Below are 13,362 nucleotides of genomic sequence, written 5' to 3' on the forward strand. Positions count from 1 at the left end.
AAAGCCCGATGTCATGGCATCGGGCTTTTTCGCGTAGCGTGACTCAGGCGTCGAGCAGAATCGAGATGCCGGTCATTTCGGCGGGTTTTTCCAGGCCCAGCAACTTGAGCATGGTCGGTGCCACATCGGCCAGTACACCGCCTTCGCGGACCTGCACCTTGCGCTTGCCGACATAGATGAACGGTACCGGCTCGGTGGTGTGCGCGGTGTGCGCCTGGCCGGTGCATTCGTCTTCCATTTGCTCGACGTTGCCGTGGTCGGCGGTGATCAGCGCTTCGCCGCCAACTTTGTCCAGCGCCTCGACGATGCGCCCGACGCAGCCATCCAGTGCTTCGACCGCCTTGACCGCCGCGTCAAACACACCACTGTGGCCGACCATGTCGCCGTTGGCGTAGTTGACCACGATCACGTCGTAGCGCTGCTGCTCGATGGCCTCGACAATGCGGTCGGTCACTTCCGGCGCGCTCATCTCCGGCTGCAGGTCGTAAGTGGCGACCTTCGGTGACGGGATAAGGATGCGCTCTTCGCCTTCGAACGGCTCTTCACGGCCACCGGAGAAAAAGAAGGTGACGTGGGCGTACTTCTCGGTTTCGGCGATGCGCAGCTGGGTCTTGCCGTTTTTCGCCAGGTATTCGCCGAGCACGTTGTCCAGGCTGCCCGGGGCAAACGCCGCCGGGGCGGGGATTTTTGCCGAGTACTGGGTCAGGCCGATGTAGGCGGCGAGCTTTGGCAGGCGTGCCCGTGGGAATTCGTTGAAGTCCGGCTCGACGAACACCCGCGACAGCTCGCGGGCGCGGTCGGCGCGGAAATTCATGAAGATCACCGCGTCGCCGTCTTCGACCTTGACCGCCTCGCCAATGCGCGTGGCCTTGACGAATTCGTCGCTCTCGTTGCGGGCGTAGGCTGCTTCAAGGCCGGCAAGGGCCGTGTCGGCGCTGAACTCGGCGCTGCTGTCGACGATCAGGTTGTAGGCTGCCGATACGCGGTCCCAGCGGTTGTCGCGGTCCATGGCGTAGTAGCGGCCGATCAGGCTGGCAATACGGCCCTTACCGAGTTTGGTAAAGGTGGCATCGAGCAGTTCGATCGACGACTGCGCGCTTTTGGGCGGGGTGTCGCGGCCATCGAGGAAGGCGTGCAGGTAGATTTTCTCGGCACCGCGCTTGGCGGCAAGTTCAGCCATGGCTACCAGATGGTCCTGGTGGCTGTGCACGCCGCCATCGGAGAGCAGCCCGAGGATGTGCACGGCCTTGCCGGCACCGACGGCTTTGTCGACCGCGCCGCACAGTACGGGGTTGTCGAAGAACTCGCCGTCCTTGATCGCCTTGGTCACCCGGGTGAAGTCCTGGTACACCACGCGGCCGGCACCCAGGTTCATGTGGCCGACTTCGGAGTTGCCCATTTGCCCGTCCGGCAGGCCGACATCCATGCCCGAACCGGAGATCAAGCCATGCGGCTGGGTAGCACGCAGGCGATCGTAGACCGGCGTGTTGGCCGAATAGATGGCGTTGTATTCGTGGCTTTCGCTGTGACCGAAACCATCCAGGATGATCAGGACCAAGGGTTTTGGCGTGCTCGTCATCAATCCCACACTCACGGTTGTTCAGATGATAAAGACACGCATTTTAGGGCAAATTGGCCACGAATGACGAATTAACCTTGCGCGCCCGGCGGCGCTGGCCGACGGGCTGCAAGCCGGCAATGAGAATTACTGGCGATAACCCTGCCCGGCGGGCTTTGGCCGACCTTGGGGGCTGTGTATACTGGCCAACATTTTTAATGGCCTGGAACACCCTCCGATGGTTGCTCACCTGATTGAATTCGCAACAAATCACTATCTGCTGGTCGGTATCTTCGTCGTTCTGCTGGTTTTGCTGATCGTCACCGAAGCGCGCAAGGGCGGCCGCAGCCTGAGCACCGGCGAGCTGACTGCGCTGGTCAACGCCGACAAAGGCCTGGTGATCGACATCCGTTCGAGCAAGGACTACGCCGCAGGTCATATCGTTGGCGCCGTGAACATTCCCCAGGATAAAGTCGCCGCACGCGTCGGCGAGCTGGAGAAGCACAAGGCCAACAAGACCCTGATCATCGTCGACGCCATGGGCCAGCACGCCGGTACCACCGCTCGCGAACTGCTCAAGGCCGGCTTCACCGCTGCCAAGCTTTCGGGCGGCGTGTCGAGCTGGAAGGCCGACAATCTGCCGCTGGTGAAGTGACATGAGCCAGGTCATCGTCTACTCCAGCGACTACTGCCCTTATTGCTCGCGGGCCAAGCACCTGCTTGCCAGCAAAGGCGTGGCCTTCGAAGAGATCAAGGTCGATGGCAAGCCTCAGCTGCGCGCCGAAATGAGCCAGAAGGCCGGCCGTACTTCGGTGCCGCAGATCTGGGTGGGCTCCACCCACGTCGGCGGTTGCGACGACCTGTATGCCCTGGAGCGCGCCGGCAAGCTCGACGCGCTGCTCAAGGCCTGAATCAGAAACCCGTTAAAGACTCTGGAAAGAAGGATCTGTCATGACTGATCAACAGAACAACGATGCCGCCGCAGCAGCCGACGACAACACTCCGCAATTCTCCCTGCAGCGCATCTATGTGCGCGACCTGTCGTTCGAAGCGCCGAAAAGCCCGGCGATCTTCCGTCAGCAGTGGGAACCGAGCGTTGCCCTGGACCTGAACACCAAGCAGAAAGGCCTGGAAGGCGACTTCCACGAGGTCGTGCTGACCCTGTCGGTGACCGTGAAGAACGGCGACGAAGTAGCCTTCATCGCTGAAGTGCAACAAGCCGGTATCTTCCTGATCAAGAACCTCGACGCGGCATCGATGAGCCACACCCTGGGCGCGTTCTGCCCGAACATCCTGTTCCCGTACGCCCGTGAAACGCTGGACAGCCTGGTGACCCGTGGTTCGTTCCCGGCGCTGATGCTCTCGCCGGTCAACTTCGACGCCCTGTACGCTCAGGAAATGCAACGCATGCAGGAAGCTGGCGAAGCGCCTTCGCTGCAATAAGCCTGTTGCGATGTAATGAAAAAGCGCCCTCAGGGGCGCTTTTTTCTTGGGAGTCTGTGGGAGCGGCTGTGGGCTTGGCTCAGGCAAAGCCCTGCTGACGCCACGCTTCATACACCGTCACCGCGACAGTATTGGACAGGTTCAAGCTGCGGCAGCCCGGGCGCATCGGCAGGCGCAGGCGTTGCTCGGTGGGCAGGCTGTCCAGCACGTCGGCAGGCAAACCGCGGCTTTCCGGGCCGAACAGAAAGGCGTCACCCGGCTGGAAAGCGGTTTCATGGTACGGGTGCGAGGCTTTTGTGGTGAAGGCGAACACGCGTGGCTGGCCCAGGCTTTCCAGGCAGCTGGACAGGTCTACGTGGCGCTTGAGCGTGGCATACTCGTGGTAGTCCAGACCGGCCCGGCGCAAGCGCTTGTCGTCCAGTTCGAAGCCGATCGGCTCGATCAGGTGCAGGTGGCAGCCGCTGTTGGCACACAGTCTGATGATGTTGCCGGTATTCGGCGGAATCTCTGGTTGAAAGAGGATGACGTGAAACATGCACGGCTCCGAACATAAAGATGGTGAGCATTCTACTCCTGAACCGGACCCGCGTTCGCAGCTATGGCCGCGCGTACTGTTTTCCCTGGCGCTGTTCGGCATGCTGGTGGGGCTGATGATCGGTCGTATTACTGCTCCCGAGCCGCGGGTGCTGGAGCAGGTAGAGGTGTTCGAGGCGGGGTTGAACCTGTGGTTCAACGAAGAGCCCAAGCTGCACGGCGAAGAGGTCGAAGGCACCCTGGCGCTGTTGTTCGAGGCCGAGGGCAAGGCTGCGCGCGGGCAGTTGCAGTTGCAGGGTAAGCCGGTGAGCTGGCGGGTGCAGCACAGCGATGGCGGCTTGCTCGTGACCCTGGTCGCGGCCCGCCCCCTGCACGGCGAGTGGATCGGTGCAGAGGAGGGCGGACGCTGGCGGGTGCAGGTGAAGCTGCGTGAATAAAAGAGGGGATTCCCCGGCCTGCCTGTACCAAGGCCCCCAAAACTGGAAGTACTGATACTAAGGCAGGGTGTGTGCCAGTTTTATTGCAGTGCGCAAAATGGCAGGTTTTGAGGGGGTGGGTAGGGTTTTTGAGGGGATTTGTGCCTTGCTGCGGTGCGCACGGCACAGCATCGGTGCAAAAAGCATCGCGGGGCAAGCCCGCTCCCGCAGAGTGGGGGCGGGCTGATGCTTAGGCCTCTTCGTCGCCGTCCTCGTCACCGCCATCGACCTTCATCCCCAACTCCTTGATCTTGCGCGTCAGGGTGTTGCGTCCCCAGCCCAGCAGTACTGCGGCATCCCGGCGGCGGCCGGCGGTGTGCTTGAGTGCAGTCTCGATCATGATCCGCTCGAAGCTCGGCACGGCGCTGTCGAGCAGGCTCGACTGGCCGCGGGCCAGGGCCTGGTCTGCCCATTGGCGCAGGGCTTGTTCCCAGTTGGTCACCGGTGCGGCATCTTGCGGCAGGTTGAGCAACTCGGGCGGCAGGTCGCCGATGTGCACTTCACGTCCCGAGGCCATCACCGTGATCCAGCGGCAGGTGTTTTCCAACTGCCGGACGTTGCCCGGCCACGGCAGGTTGCGGATGAATTCTTCGGTTTCCGCCTTGAGCAACTTGGGCTCCACTGCCAGCTCCTGGGCGGCGCGGCCGAGGAAGTGCCGGGCCAGGGTCGGGATGTCTTCGCGACGGTCGGCCAGGCGCGGGATGTGGATGCGGATCACGTTCAGGCGGTGGAACAGGTCTTCGCGGAATTTGCCGGCTTGCACCAGGGTTTCCAGGTTCTGGTGGGTGGCGGCGATGATCCGTACATCGACCTTGACCGGCACATGCCCGCCCACCCGGTAGAACTCGCCATCGGCCAATACCCGCAGCAAACGGGTCTGGGTGTCGGCCGGCATGTCGCCGATCTCGTCGAGGAACAGGGTGCCGCCATCGGCCTGCTCGAAACGGCCGCGGCGCAAGTTGGCGGCGCCGGTGAAGGCGCCTTTCTCATGGCCGAACAGCTCCGACTCCATCAGGTCCTTCGGAATAGCCGCCATGTTCAAGGCGATGAACGGCGATGCCGCACGCGGGCTGTGGCGGTGCAGGGCGTGGGCCACCAGTTCTTTACCGGTACCGGATTCGCCGTTGATCAGCACGGTGATATTGGAGTGGCTCAAGCGACCGATGGCGCGGAACACCTCCTGCATCGCCGGTGCTTCGCCGATGATCTCCGGAGTGCGGGTCAGGCTGGGTGCCACGTCCAGCCCTTGTTGCTCCTGGGCGTGCTGGTTGGCGCGCTTGACCAGCGATACCGCCTCGTCAACGTCGAACGGCTTGGGCAGGTATTCGAAGGCACCGCCCTGATAGGACGCCACCGCGCTGTCCAGGTCGGAGTGGGCGGTCATGATGATCACCGGCAGGCGCGGGTGCTGCTCGCGGATCTGCGCCAGCAAATCCAGGCCGCTGGCGCCGGGCATGCGGATATCGGAAATGATCACGTCCGGCTGTTGCCGGGCCAGGCGGCTCATGACCCCGTCGGCACTGTCGAAGCTCTGGGTGGTCATGCCTTCCTGCTGCAGGGCCTTTTCCAGTACCCAGCGAATGGAACGATCATCGTCGACGATCCAGACAGTTTCACTTCGGCTCATGAGGCGTTGGCTCCTTGTTCCAGCGGCAGGAAGATCGAGAAAGTGGTGTGGCCAGGGTGGCTGTCACATTCGATCAGGCCCTGGTGCTGGCTGATGATGTTCTGGGTAATGGCCAGGCCCAGCCCGGTACCGTCCGGACGGCCGCTGACCATGGGGTAGAAGATGGTTTCCTGCAGCTCGGCAGGGATGCCGGGGCCGTTGTCGATGATCTCGATGCGGGCCACCAGGCGGTGACGGGTGTGGCCTATGGTGAATTGGCGCATGGCCCGGGTGCGCAGGCTGATGCGCCCCAGGCGCAGCTCGTTCTGGCCGCTGATCGCCTGCATGGCGTTGCGCACGATGTTCAGTACCGCCTGGATCATCTGCTCACGGTCGATCAGTACATCCGGCAGGCTCGGGTCGTAGTCGCGCACCAGGGTGATCCCACCCTGGCTTTCGGCATCGACCAGGCTGCAGACCCGCTCCAGCACTTCGTGAATGTTGGTCATGGCCAGCGACGGCAGCTTGTTCGAGCCGAGCATGCGGTCCACCAGGTTGCGCAGGCGATCGGCCTCTTCGATGATCACATTGGTGTAATCCTTAAGGCCTTCTTCGGGTAGCTCGCGGGCCAGCAACTGGGCGGCGCCGCGAATGCCGCCGAGCGGGTTCTTGATTTCGTGAGCCAGGCCGCGCACCAGCATCTTGGTGGTTTCCTGCTTGGACAACTGGGCCTCTTCCTTGGTGATGCGCAGCAGTCGGTCGCGCGGGTGCACTTCCAGCAGCAGCAAGGTCGAGCCTTTGCTGAGGATCGGCGTCACCGCGTAGTCGACGGTCTGGGTCTGCCCGGTCAGCGAGGTCAACTGGGCTTCACGCTTGGTGAAGGGGTGCGCCTGTTCCACCGCCTGGCGCAGGGAGTTCAGCGCCTCGGGCGATTCGGTGAACAGCTCGCTGATGAACTGCCCATGGCTGCGCTGGCCGCTGATGGCCAGGAGCATTTCCGCCGCCGGGTTCATGTATTCGAGACGCAACTGGGCGTCGAGCAGGATGGTGGCGGTGGTCAGGTTGTCCAGTAGCAGTCGGTGCAGTGCATCGCTGATGGTCATGGGGCGTCGGTGACCTCTTTTGGCTCATACAACCTCGGCCTGGGCCCAAGTCGCGGTCGCTGGTAATCCGCTGATATGAAGAAAATGCAAAAAGCAAACCAAGGCTCCGAAAAGAAGCGAAATTTCCGGATTAAGACCTGTATTTGCGCGAGAAATACCTACAAAGTCCTGAGGTAGCGCTTTGTGTGAACCAAAATGGGCTGAGTTGCTCAAGTGCAGGCAGATGCGTGCACCAATATAGAGCATAGAGGAAGGATTACAGCGGCGAGCACAAATGCGTGGTGGCGCGGATCAGGGCCAGGGATTGCTGCGGGTTTTTATCCAGTTGATCGATGCTGCGGGCGAGGGTCGCCTGGCACTGCACTGGGCGGTTGCGATCAAACTCCGCCAGTTGGCTGAGCAATGTGCGTTGCAGGCGGTCCAGTTGTGGGCGCAATTGTTTTCCGAGGTCAATGCGCTGTGTGTCTGGCGCACTGCCAACGGCATGCCAGCGAGACAGGGCGCTGTACTGCAACAGCTTGTTGGCTTCGATCTGGTCGGCAAAGAAACGGGCGGCCCGTTGCCCATCCACTCCAAAGCGCACGGCTTGCGCCTGGGCATTGGCAATGACTTGCTGCTCGCGCTCCGGCGCAGCTACCGGCTGGCCCGAGTCCCACTTGTTCAGGGCGACCGCTTCGGCGATGTCCAGGCGTTGATTCACGCTCTCAAGCAGGCGTGACAGGGCAGTTGGCGGTGCAGGCGTTGTGGCGCAACCGTGCAAGAGCAGAGTTGACGTCAGCAGCAGGGGAAGCAGGGGCGTGCGCATGGCGAGGGTCCGTAGCGGCAAAACAGTAGTGTGCAGCTTTGCGCGGCTTTTACCTGTCGGTCAATGCCGACAAGAATGTCAGAAAAACAAAAGGCCTCCCGGAGGAGGCCTTTGTCACACTACGCCGCTTGTGCGGGCGTCACTGAATCAGCAGCTGTAGTACAGCTCGTATTCCAGTGGGTGCACGAAGGTGCGCACTTTGATCTCTTCTTCCGATTTCAGCTCGATGTAGGCATCGATGAAGTCGTCGGAGAACACGCCGCCCTTGGTCAGGAACGCACGGCCCTTGTCCAGCTCTTCCAGGGCTTCTTTCAGGCTGCCGCACACCTGTGGGATCTCTTTCGCCTCTTCAGGCGGCAGGTCGTACAGGTTTTTGTCGGCGGCATCGCCTGGGTGGATCTTGTTCTGGATACCGTCCAGGCCGGCCATCAGCAGGGCGGCAAAGCACAGGTACGGGTTGGCAGCCGGGTCCGGGAAGCGTGCTTCGATACGGCGGGCCTTAGGGCTCGACACGTAAGGAATGCGGATCGAGGCGGAACGGTTGCGAGCCGAGTAGGCCAGCATGACCGGCGCTTCGAAGCCTGGTACCAGACGCTTGTAGGAGTTGGTCGCCGGGTTGGTGAAGCCGTTCAGGGCCTTACCGTGCTTGATGATACCGCCGATGAAGTACAGCGCGGTGTCGGACAGGCCGGCATAGCCTTCGCCTGCAAAGGTGTTCTTGCCGTCTTTCCAGATCGACATGTGCACGTGCATGCCCGAGCCGTTGTCACCGTACAGCGGCTTAGGCATGAAGGTGGCGGTGCGGCCGTAAGCATCGGCAACGTTGTGCACGACGTATTTCAGGGCTTGAACTTCGTCGGCTTTCTTCACCAGGGTGTTGAACTTGACGCCGATTTCGTTCTGGCCGGCAGTTGCCACTTCGTGGTGGTGAACTTCGACGGTTTGGCCCATTTCTTCCAGTGCATTGCACATGGCAGTACGGATTTCGTGGTCGTGGTCGAACGGCGGGACCGGGAAGTAACCACCTTTGACGCCTGGACGGTGGCCTTTGTTGCCACCTTCGACGTCCTGGTCGGACATCCACGAGCCTTGCTCGGAGTAGATCTTGAACATGGAGCCGGAGATGTCGGACTTGAACTTCACTTCGTCGAAGATGAAGAACTCAGGCTCGGGACCGGCGTACACGGTGTCACCGATCAGGGTGCTTTTCAGGTGCTCTTCGGCGCGGCGGGCGATGGCACGTGGATCGCGATCGTAGCCCTGCATGCTGGCAGGGTCGATGATGTCGCAGGTCAGGATCAGGGTCGGCTCTTCGGTGAACGGATCGAGCACGGCGGTGGAGTCGTCCGGCATCAGGATCATGTCGGAGGCTTCGATGCCTTTCCAGCCGGCGATGGAGGAACCGTCGAACATCTTGCCGGTTTCGAAGAAGTCTTCGTCCAGGCCGTCACGGGCAGGCATGGTGACGTGGTGTTGGACGCCCTTGGTGTCAGTGAAGCGCAGATCAATCCATTTAACGTCATGATCTTTGATGAGTTGAACCGACTTCGACATAGTGTCCTCCGGGTGGGGTAGAGCTTGCCTGTGCAGCCCTTTAATTTGGGTGATGCCGGGCGCGAATAGTCGGCCAAGGCAACCTGCCTCACAAGGGAGCAAATTGCATGCCAGTGCCCCGAGTTGGAATCTTTGCCTCAAACCCAAGCGTTTGCGGTCGATTTCGCCAATTCCCGGCTTTTTTCTGCACTCTAAAGATGCGTCAAGCGGGCATAATGCACCATTTTGGCGCATGAAAAACCTTCTGTACAAAAGTTGCTCAAAACGTGAGCGATTTCCGCTATAATCCGCGCCCCACTTTTTTAGTCGGCATCGCGCGCGCTGTTTTTCATGAAACTAATCGTAAAAGTCTTCCCAGAGATCACCATCAAGAGCCGGCCGGTTCGCAAGCGCTTCATCCGTCAGCTGGCCCGCAACATCCGCAACGTGCTCAAGGACCTCGATCCTGCGCTCGCGGTTAATGGTGTCTGGGATAACCTCGAAGTGATCACTCACATCGAGGACGAGAAAGTCCTGCGCGAGATGACCGAGCGTCTGACCTGCATGCCGGGCATTGCCCACTTCCTGCAGGTCGACGAATACCCGCTGGGTGACTTCGACGACATCGTCGCCAAGTGCAAGCAGCACTTTGGCCACCTGCTGGCCGGCAAGCGCTTTGCCGTACGCTGCAAGCGCGGCGGCCACCACGATTTCAGCTCGATGGACGTTGACCGCTACGTTGGCAGCCAGTTGCGCCAGCAGTGCGGCGCCGCCGGTATTGACCTGCGTACCCCGGAAGTGGAGGTGCGTATCGAGGTGCGCGACAAGCGCCTGTACGTTATCCACAACCAGCACAAAGGCATCGGCGGCTACCCGCTGGGTGCTCTGGAACAGACCCTGGTGCTGATGTCCGGTGGTTTCGACTCCACGGTCGCCGCCTACCAGATGATGCGCCGCGGCCTGATGACCCACTTCTGCTTTTTCAACCTTGGCGGCCGCGCCCACGAACTGGGGGTGATGGAAGTCGCTCACTACCTGTGGAAGAAGTACGGCAGCAGCCAGCGCGTTTTGTTCGTCAGCGTGCCGTTCGAAGAAGTGGTTGGCGAGATCCTTGGCAAGGTCGACAACAGCTACATGGGCGTGACCCTCAAGCGCATGATGCTGCGTGCGGCGACCAACATCGCCGACCGTCTGCAGATCGACGCCCTGGTGACCGGTGAAGCGATTTCCCAGGTGTCGAGCCAGACCCTGCCCAACCTTGCGGTGATCGATTCGGCCACCGAGAAGCTGGTACTGCGCCCGCTGCTGGCCAGCCACAAGCAGGACATCATCGACCTGGCCCAGCAGATCGGCACCGCCGAGTTTGCCAAGCACATGCCTGAATACTGCGGCGTGATCTCGGTGAACCCGACCACCTGCGCCAAGCGTCATCGCCTCGACTATGAAGAGAAGCAGTTCGACATGGCGGTGCTCGAGCGCGCCCTGGAGCGCGCCCGCCTGATCTCCATCGACCACGTGATCGATGAACTCAGCGAAGATATTCAGATCGAAGAAGTCAGCCAGGCGCTGGCCGGGCAGGTGGTGATCGACATTCGCCACCCCGATGCCCAGGAAGACCAGCCCCTGGAACTGGACGGCATCGAGGTCAAGGCCTTGCCGTTCTACGCCCTGAACAGTCGCTTCAAGGAGCTGGATGCCACGCGCCAGTACCTGCTGTATTGCGACAAGGGGGTAATGAGTCGCCTGCATGCCCACCATTTGCTCAGTGAGGGACATGCCAATGTGCGCGTTTATCGTCCGACATAAGACGCCGGGGCTATATGGCGGGAGCATCCGCCATCGCCCTCCCGACCTACGGGCCCGTTGAGCGCCATTCATTCATATTGGCCGCCTAGACTGGGCGGCAACCCGAATCCTCTGATCGAGATACACACGTGATCGAAAATCTGCGTAACATCGCCATCATCGCCCACGTTGACCATGGTAAAACCACCCTGGTCGACAAACTCCTGCGTCAGTCCGGCACTCTGGAGCGTAACGAGCTCAACGACGAGCGCGTCATGGACTCCAACGACCAGGAAAAAGAGCGCGGTATTACCATTCTGGCGAAAAACACCGCCATCAACTGGAACGGCTACCACATCAACATCGTCGACACCCCCGGCCACGCCGACTTCGGTGGCGAGGTTGAGCGTGTAATGTCGATGGTCGACTCGGTACTGCTGCTGGTCGATGCCCAAGACGGCCCTATGCCGCAAACCCGTTTCGTGACCAAGAAGGCCTTCGAAGCCGGCCTGCGTCCAATCGTGGTCATCAACAAGGTCGACCGTCCAGGCGCGCGTCCTGACTGGGTTCTGGACCAGATCTTCGACCTGTTCGACAACCTCGGTGCTACCGACGAACAGCTGGACTTCAAAGTCGTCTACGCCTCGGCCCTGAACGGCATTGCCGGTCTGGACCACACCGAAATGGCCGAAGACATGACCCCGCTGTACCAGTCGATCGTCGACAACGTACCAGCGCCAGCGGTTGACCGTGACGGCCCGTTCCAGATGCAAATCTCGGCGCTGGACTACAACAGCTTCCTCGGTGTTATCGGCGTTGGCCGTATTGCCCGTGGTCGTGTCAAGCCGAACACTCCGGTTGTTGCCATCGACACCGACGGCAAGAAGCGTAACGGTCGTATCCTCAAGCTGATGGGTCACCACGGCCTGCATCGCGTTGACGTCGAAGAAGCCCAGGCTGGCGACATCGTCTGCATCAGCGGTTTCGACGAGCTGTTCATCTCCGACACCCTGTGCGCCCCGGACGCGGTCGAAGCGATGAAGCCGCTGACCGTTGACGAGCCAACCGTTTCCATGACCTTCCAAGTCAACGACTCGCCGTTCTGCGGTAAAGAAGGCAAGTTCGTGACTTCCCGTAACATCAAGGAACGTCTGGACAAAGAGCTGCTGTACAACGTTGCACTGCGCGTTGAAGAAGGCGACTCGGCTGACAAGTTCAAGGTTTCCGGCCGTGGTGAGCTGCACCTGTCGGTTCTGATCGAAACCATGCGTCGCGAAGGCTTCGAAATGGGCGTTGGTCGTCCGGAAGTGATCATCCGTGAAGTCGACGGCGCCAAGCAGGAACCGTTCGAGAACGTCACCATCGATATCCCTGAAGATTCCCAGGGCAAGGTCATGGAAGAAATGGGTCTGCGTAAAGGCGACCTGACCAACATGGTGCCGGATGGCAAGGGCCGTGTACGTCTGGAATACAACATTCCAGCCCGTGGTCTGATCGGTTTCCGTAACCAGTTCCTGACCCTGACCAACGGTGCAGGCATCCTGACCTCGATCTTCGATCGCTACGCTCCGATGAAGTCCGGCCACATGTCCGGTCGTCAGAACGGCGTACTGGTTTCGGTCGAAACCGGCAAGGCCCTGACCTACTCCCTGGAAACCCTGCAGGCGCGCGGCAAGCTGTTCGTTGAACACGGTCAGGAGATCTACAACGGTCAAATCGTCGGCCTGAACAGCCGCGACAACGACCTGGGCGTCAACCCTACCAAGGGCAAGAAGCTCGACAACATGCGTGCTTCGGGTAAAGACGAAACCATCGCCCTGGTTCCACCTGTTCGCTTTACCCTGGAACAGGCTCTGGAATTCATCCAGGACGACGAGCTGTGCGAAGTGACCCCTAAGTCGATCCGTCTGCGCAAGAAGATCCTCGACGAAGGCGAGCGTACCCGCGCTGCCAAGAAAGCCAAGAACTGAGTCTTAGTTCCAGCTGAATGAAAACGCCCCCGGTCGCAAGGCCGGGGGCGTTTTTGTTTGTCTGGTAAAACAATCGCGGGGCAAGCCCGCTCCCACAGGCTCAGCACTGTGGGAGCGGGCTTGCCCCGCGATGATTTCTAGCGGCGCGCTGCCGGTTTTGGGATGTACGCGCAATAGCCCGGCCGCGGTCCGACCCGTGGATGGTTGCGGCAGGTGTCCGGGCGTGTCTCGTAAATGGTGCACAGGCGGCTCTTGCGGTCCAGGTACAGACAATCGCCGTTGCTCAACTGAGTCAGGGTGAAAATGCCCGACTTCTGGTTGAAGCGCTGGATGATCCCGTCCTTCTGCAAGCGTTTGGCGATGTTCTTCGGCGGGTCGCCTTGCTCGAACTCATCCACTACACCCATGCGGATCAGGTCTTTGATTTTCACTTCTGTTGCTAATGTGCAGCAGGTCGAATTGCAGCCCCCGCACATATGGCTTTGGTACTTCTGCCAGGTCTCCAGTCGGTCGACTTCGGCGGCGGCAATCAGGGTCGGTTTCATCAGG

Annotated in this window: 13 protein-coding genes; 6 read left to right on the forward strand and 7 right to left on the reverse strand. The window is 60.8% G+C overall.

The features are described from left to right. Window positions 1–43: 43 nt before the first annotated feature. Window positions 44–1,579 carry a 2,3-bisphosphoglycerate-independent phosphoglycerate mutase gene (gene gpmI / locus EXN22_RS03210; protein ID WP_130262576.1) on the reverse strand — a complete coding sequence of 512 codons (1,536 nt, stop codon included), beginning with the start codon at window positions 1,577–1,579 and terminating at the stop codon, window positions 44–46. 217 nt (window positions 1,580–1,796) lie between these two features. Here gpmI and EXN22_RS03215 point away from each other — a divergent pair, with 217 nt between their 5' ends. Genes EXN22_RS03215 through secB form a run of 3 tightly spaced genes read left to right on the forward strand, consistent with a single transcriptional unit; the run spans window position 1,797 to window position 3,001 of the window. After that, entirely contained in the window at window positions 1,797–2,213 is a 417-nt protein-coding gene (locus EXN22_RS03215; protein ID WP_130262578.1) for a rhodanese-like domain-containing protein, read from the forward strand. Window position 2,214: 1 nt separating this feature from the next. After that, a complete protein-coding gene (grxC, locus tag EXN22_RS03220; RefSeq protein ID WP_130262580.1) occupies window positions 2,215–2,469 on the forward strand; it encodes a glutaredoxin 3 in 255 nt (84 codons plus the stop codon). Window positions 2,470–2,509: 40 nt separating this feature from the next. Beyond that, the gene (gene secB, locus EXN22_RS03225) at window positions 2,510–3,001 is read left to right on the forward strand and encodes a protein-export chaperone SecB (protein ID WP_130262582.1); all 492 of its coding nucleotides are present in this window, start codon (window positions 2,510–2,512) and stop codon (window positions 2,999–3,001) included. A 79-nt stretch (window positions 3,002–3,080) separates the two neighbouring features. On the opposite strand, the gene EXN22_RS03230 is transcribed toward secB, so the two are convergent. Continuing rightward, a complete protein-coding gene (locus tag EXN22_RS03230; RefSeq protein ID WP_130262584.1) occupies window positions 3,081–3,536 on the reverse strand; it encodes a tRNA (cytidine(34)-2'-O)-methyltransferase in 456 nt (151 codons plus the stop codon). Here EXN22_RS03230 and EXN22_RS03235 point away from each other — a divergent pair. Beyond that, a complete protein-coding gene (locus EXN22_RS03235; RefSeq protein ID WP_130262586.1) occupies window positions 3,535–3,972 on the forward strand; it encodes a hypothetical protein in 438 nt (145 codons plus the stop codon). The two genes, EXN22_RS03230 and EXN22_RS03235, sit on opposite strands and share 2 nt — an antisense overlap. Before the next feature lie 229 nt (window positions 3,973–4,201). Here EXN22_RS03235 and ntrC read toward each other — a convergent pair whose 3' ends face one another. The 4 genes from ntrC to glnA form a co-directional block, all read right to left on the reverse strand. Then, window positions 4,202–5,638 carry a nitrogen regulation protein NR(I) gene (gene ntrC / locus EXN22_RS03240; protein WP_130262588.1) on the reverse strand — a complete coding sequence of 479 codons (1,437 nt, stop codon included), beginning with the start codon at window positions 5,636–5,638 and terminating at the stop codon, window positions 4,202–4,204. Beyond that, on the reverse strand, window positions 5,635–6,720 hold the full coding sequence (glnL, locus tag EXN22_RS03245; RefSeq protein ID WP_130262590.1) for a nitrogen regulation protein NR(II): 1,086 nt from the start codon (window positions 6,718–6,720) through the stop codon (window positions 5,635–5,637). Before glnL ends, ntrC begins: the two co-directional genes overlap by 4 nt. 256 nt (window positions 6,721–6,976) lie before the next feature. Continuing rightward, the gene (locus tag EXN22_RS03250) at window positions 6,977–7,525 is read right to left on the reverse strand and encodes a chorismate mutase (protein WP_130262592.1); all 549 of its coding nucleotides are present in this window, start codon (window positions 7,523–7,525) and stop codon (window positions 6,977–6,979) included. 147 nt (window positions 7,526–7,672) lie between these two features. Further along, a complete protein-coding gene (gene glnA / locus EXN22_RS03255; RefSeq protein WP_130262594.1) occupies window positions 7,673–9,079 on the reverse strand; it encodes a type I glutamate--ammonia ligase in 1,407 nt (468 codons plus the stop codon). A 330-nt stretch (window positions 9,080–9,409) separates the two neighbouring features. Here glnA and thiI point away from each other — a divergent pair, with 330 nt between their 5' ends. Beyond that, window positions 9,410–10,864 (forward strand): tRNA uracil 4-sulfurtransferase ThiI, encoded by a 1,455-nt coding sequence (thiI, locus tag EXN22_RS03260; protein WP_130262596.1) that lies wholly within the window; start codon window positions 9,410–9,412, stop codon window positions 10,862–10,864. 128 nt (window positions 10,865–10,992) lie between these two features. Continuing rightward, window positions 10,993–12,813 carry a translational GTPase TypA gene (gene typA, locus EXN22_RS03265; protein WP_130262598.1) on the forward strand — a complete coding sequence of 607 codons (1,821 nt, stop codon included), beginning with the start codon at window positions 10,993–10,995 and terminating at the stop codon, window positions 12,811–12,813. 137 nt (window positions 12,814–12,950) lie between these two features. On the opposite strand, the gene EXN22_RS03270 is transcribed toward typA, so the two are convergent. Next, window positions 12,951–13,358, reverse strand: a complete 408-nt coding sequence (locus tag EXN22_RS03270) for a YkgJ family cysteine cluster protein (RefSeq protein WP_130262600.1) — start codon at window positions 13,356–13,358, stop codon at window positions 12,951–12,953. Window positions 13,359–13,362: the final 4 nt, after the last annotated feature.

Source organism: Pseudomonas tructae (assembly GCF_004214895.1).
GTDB lineage: Bacteria > Pseudomonadota > Gammaproteobacteria > Pseudomonadales > Pseudomonadaceae > Aquipseudomonas > Aquipseudomonas tructae.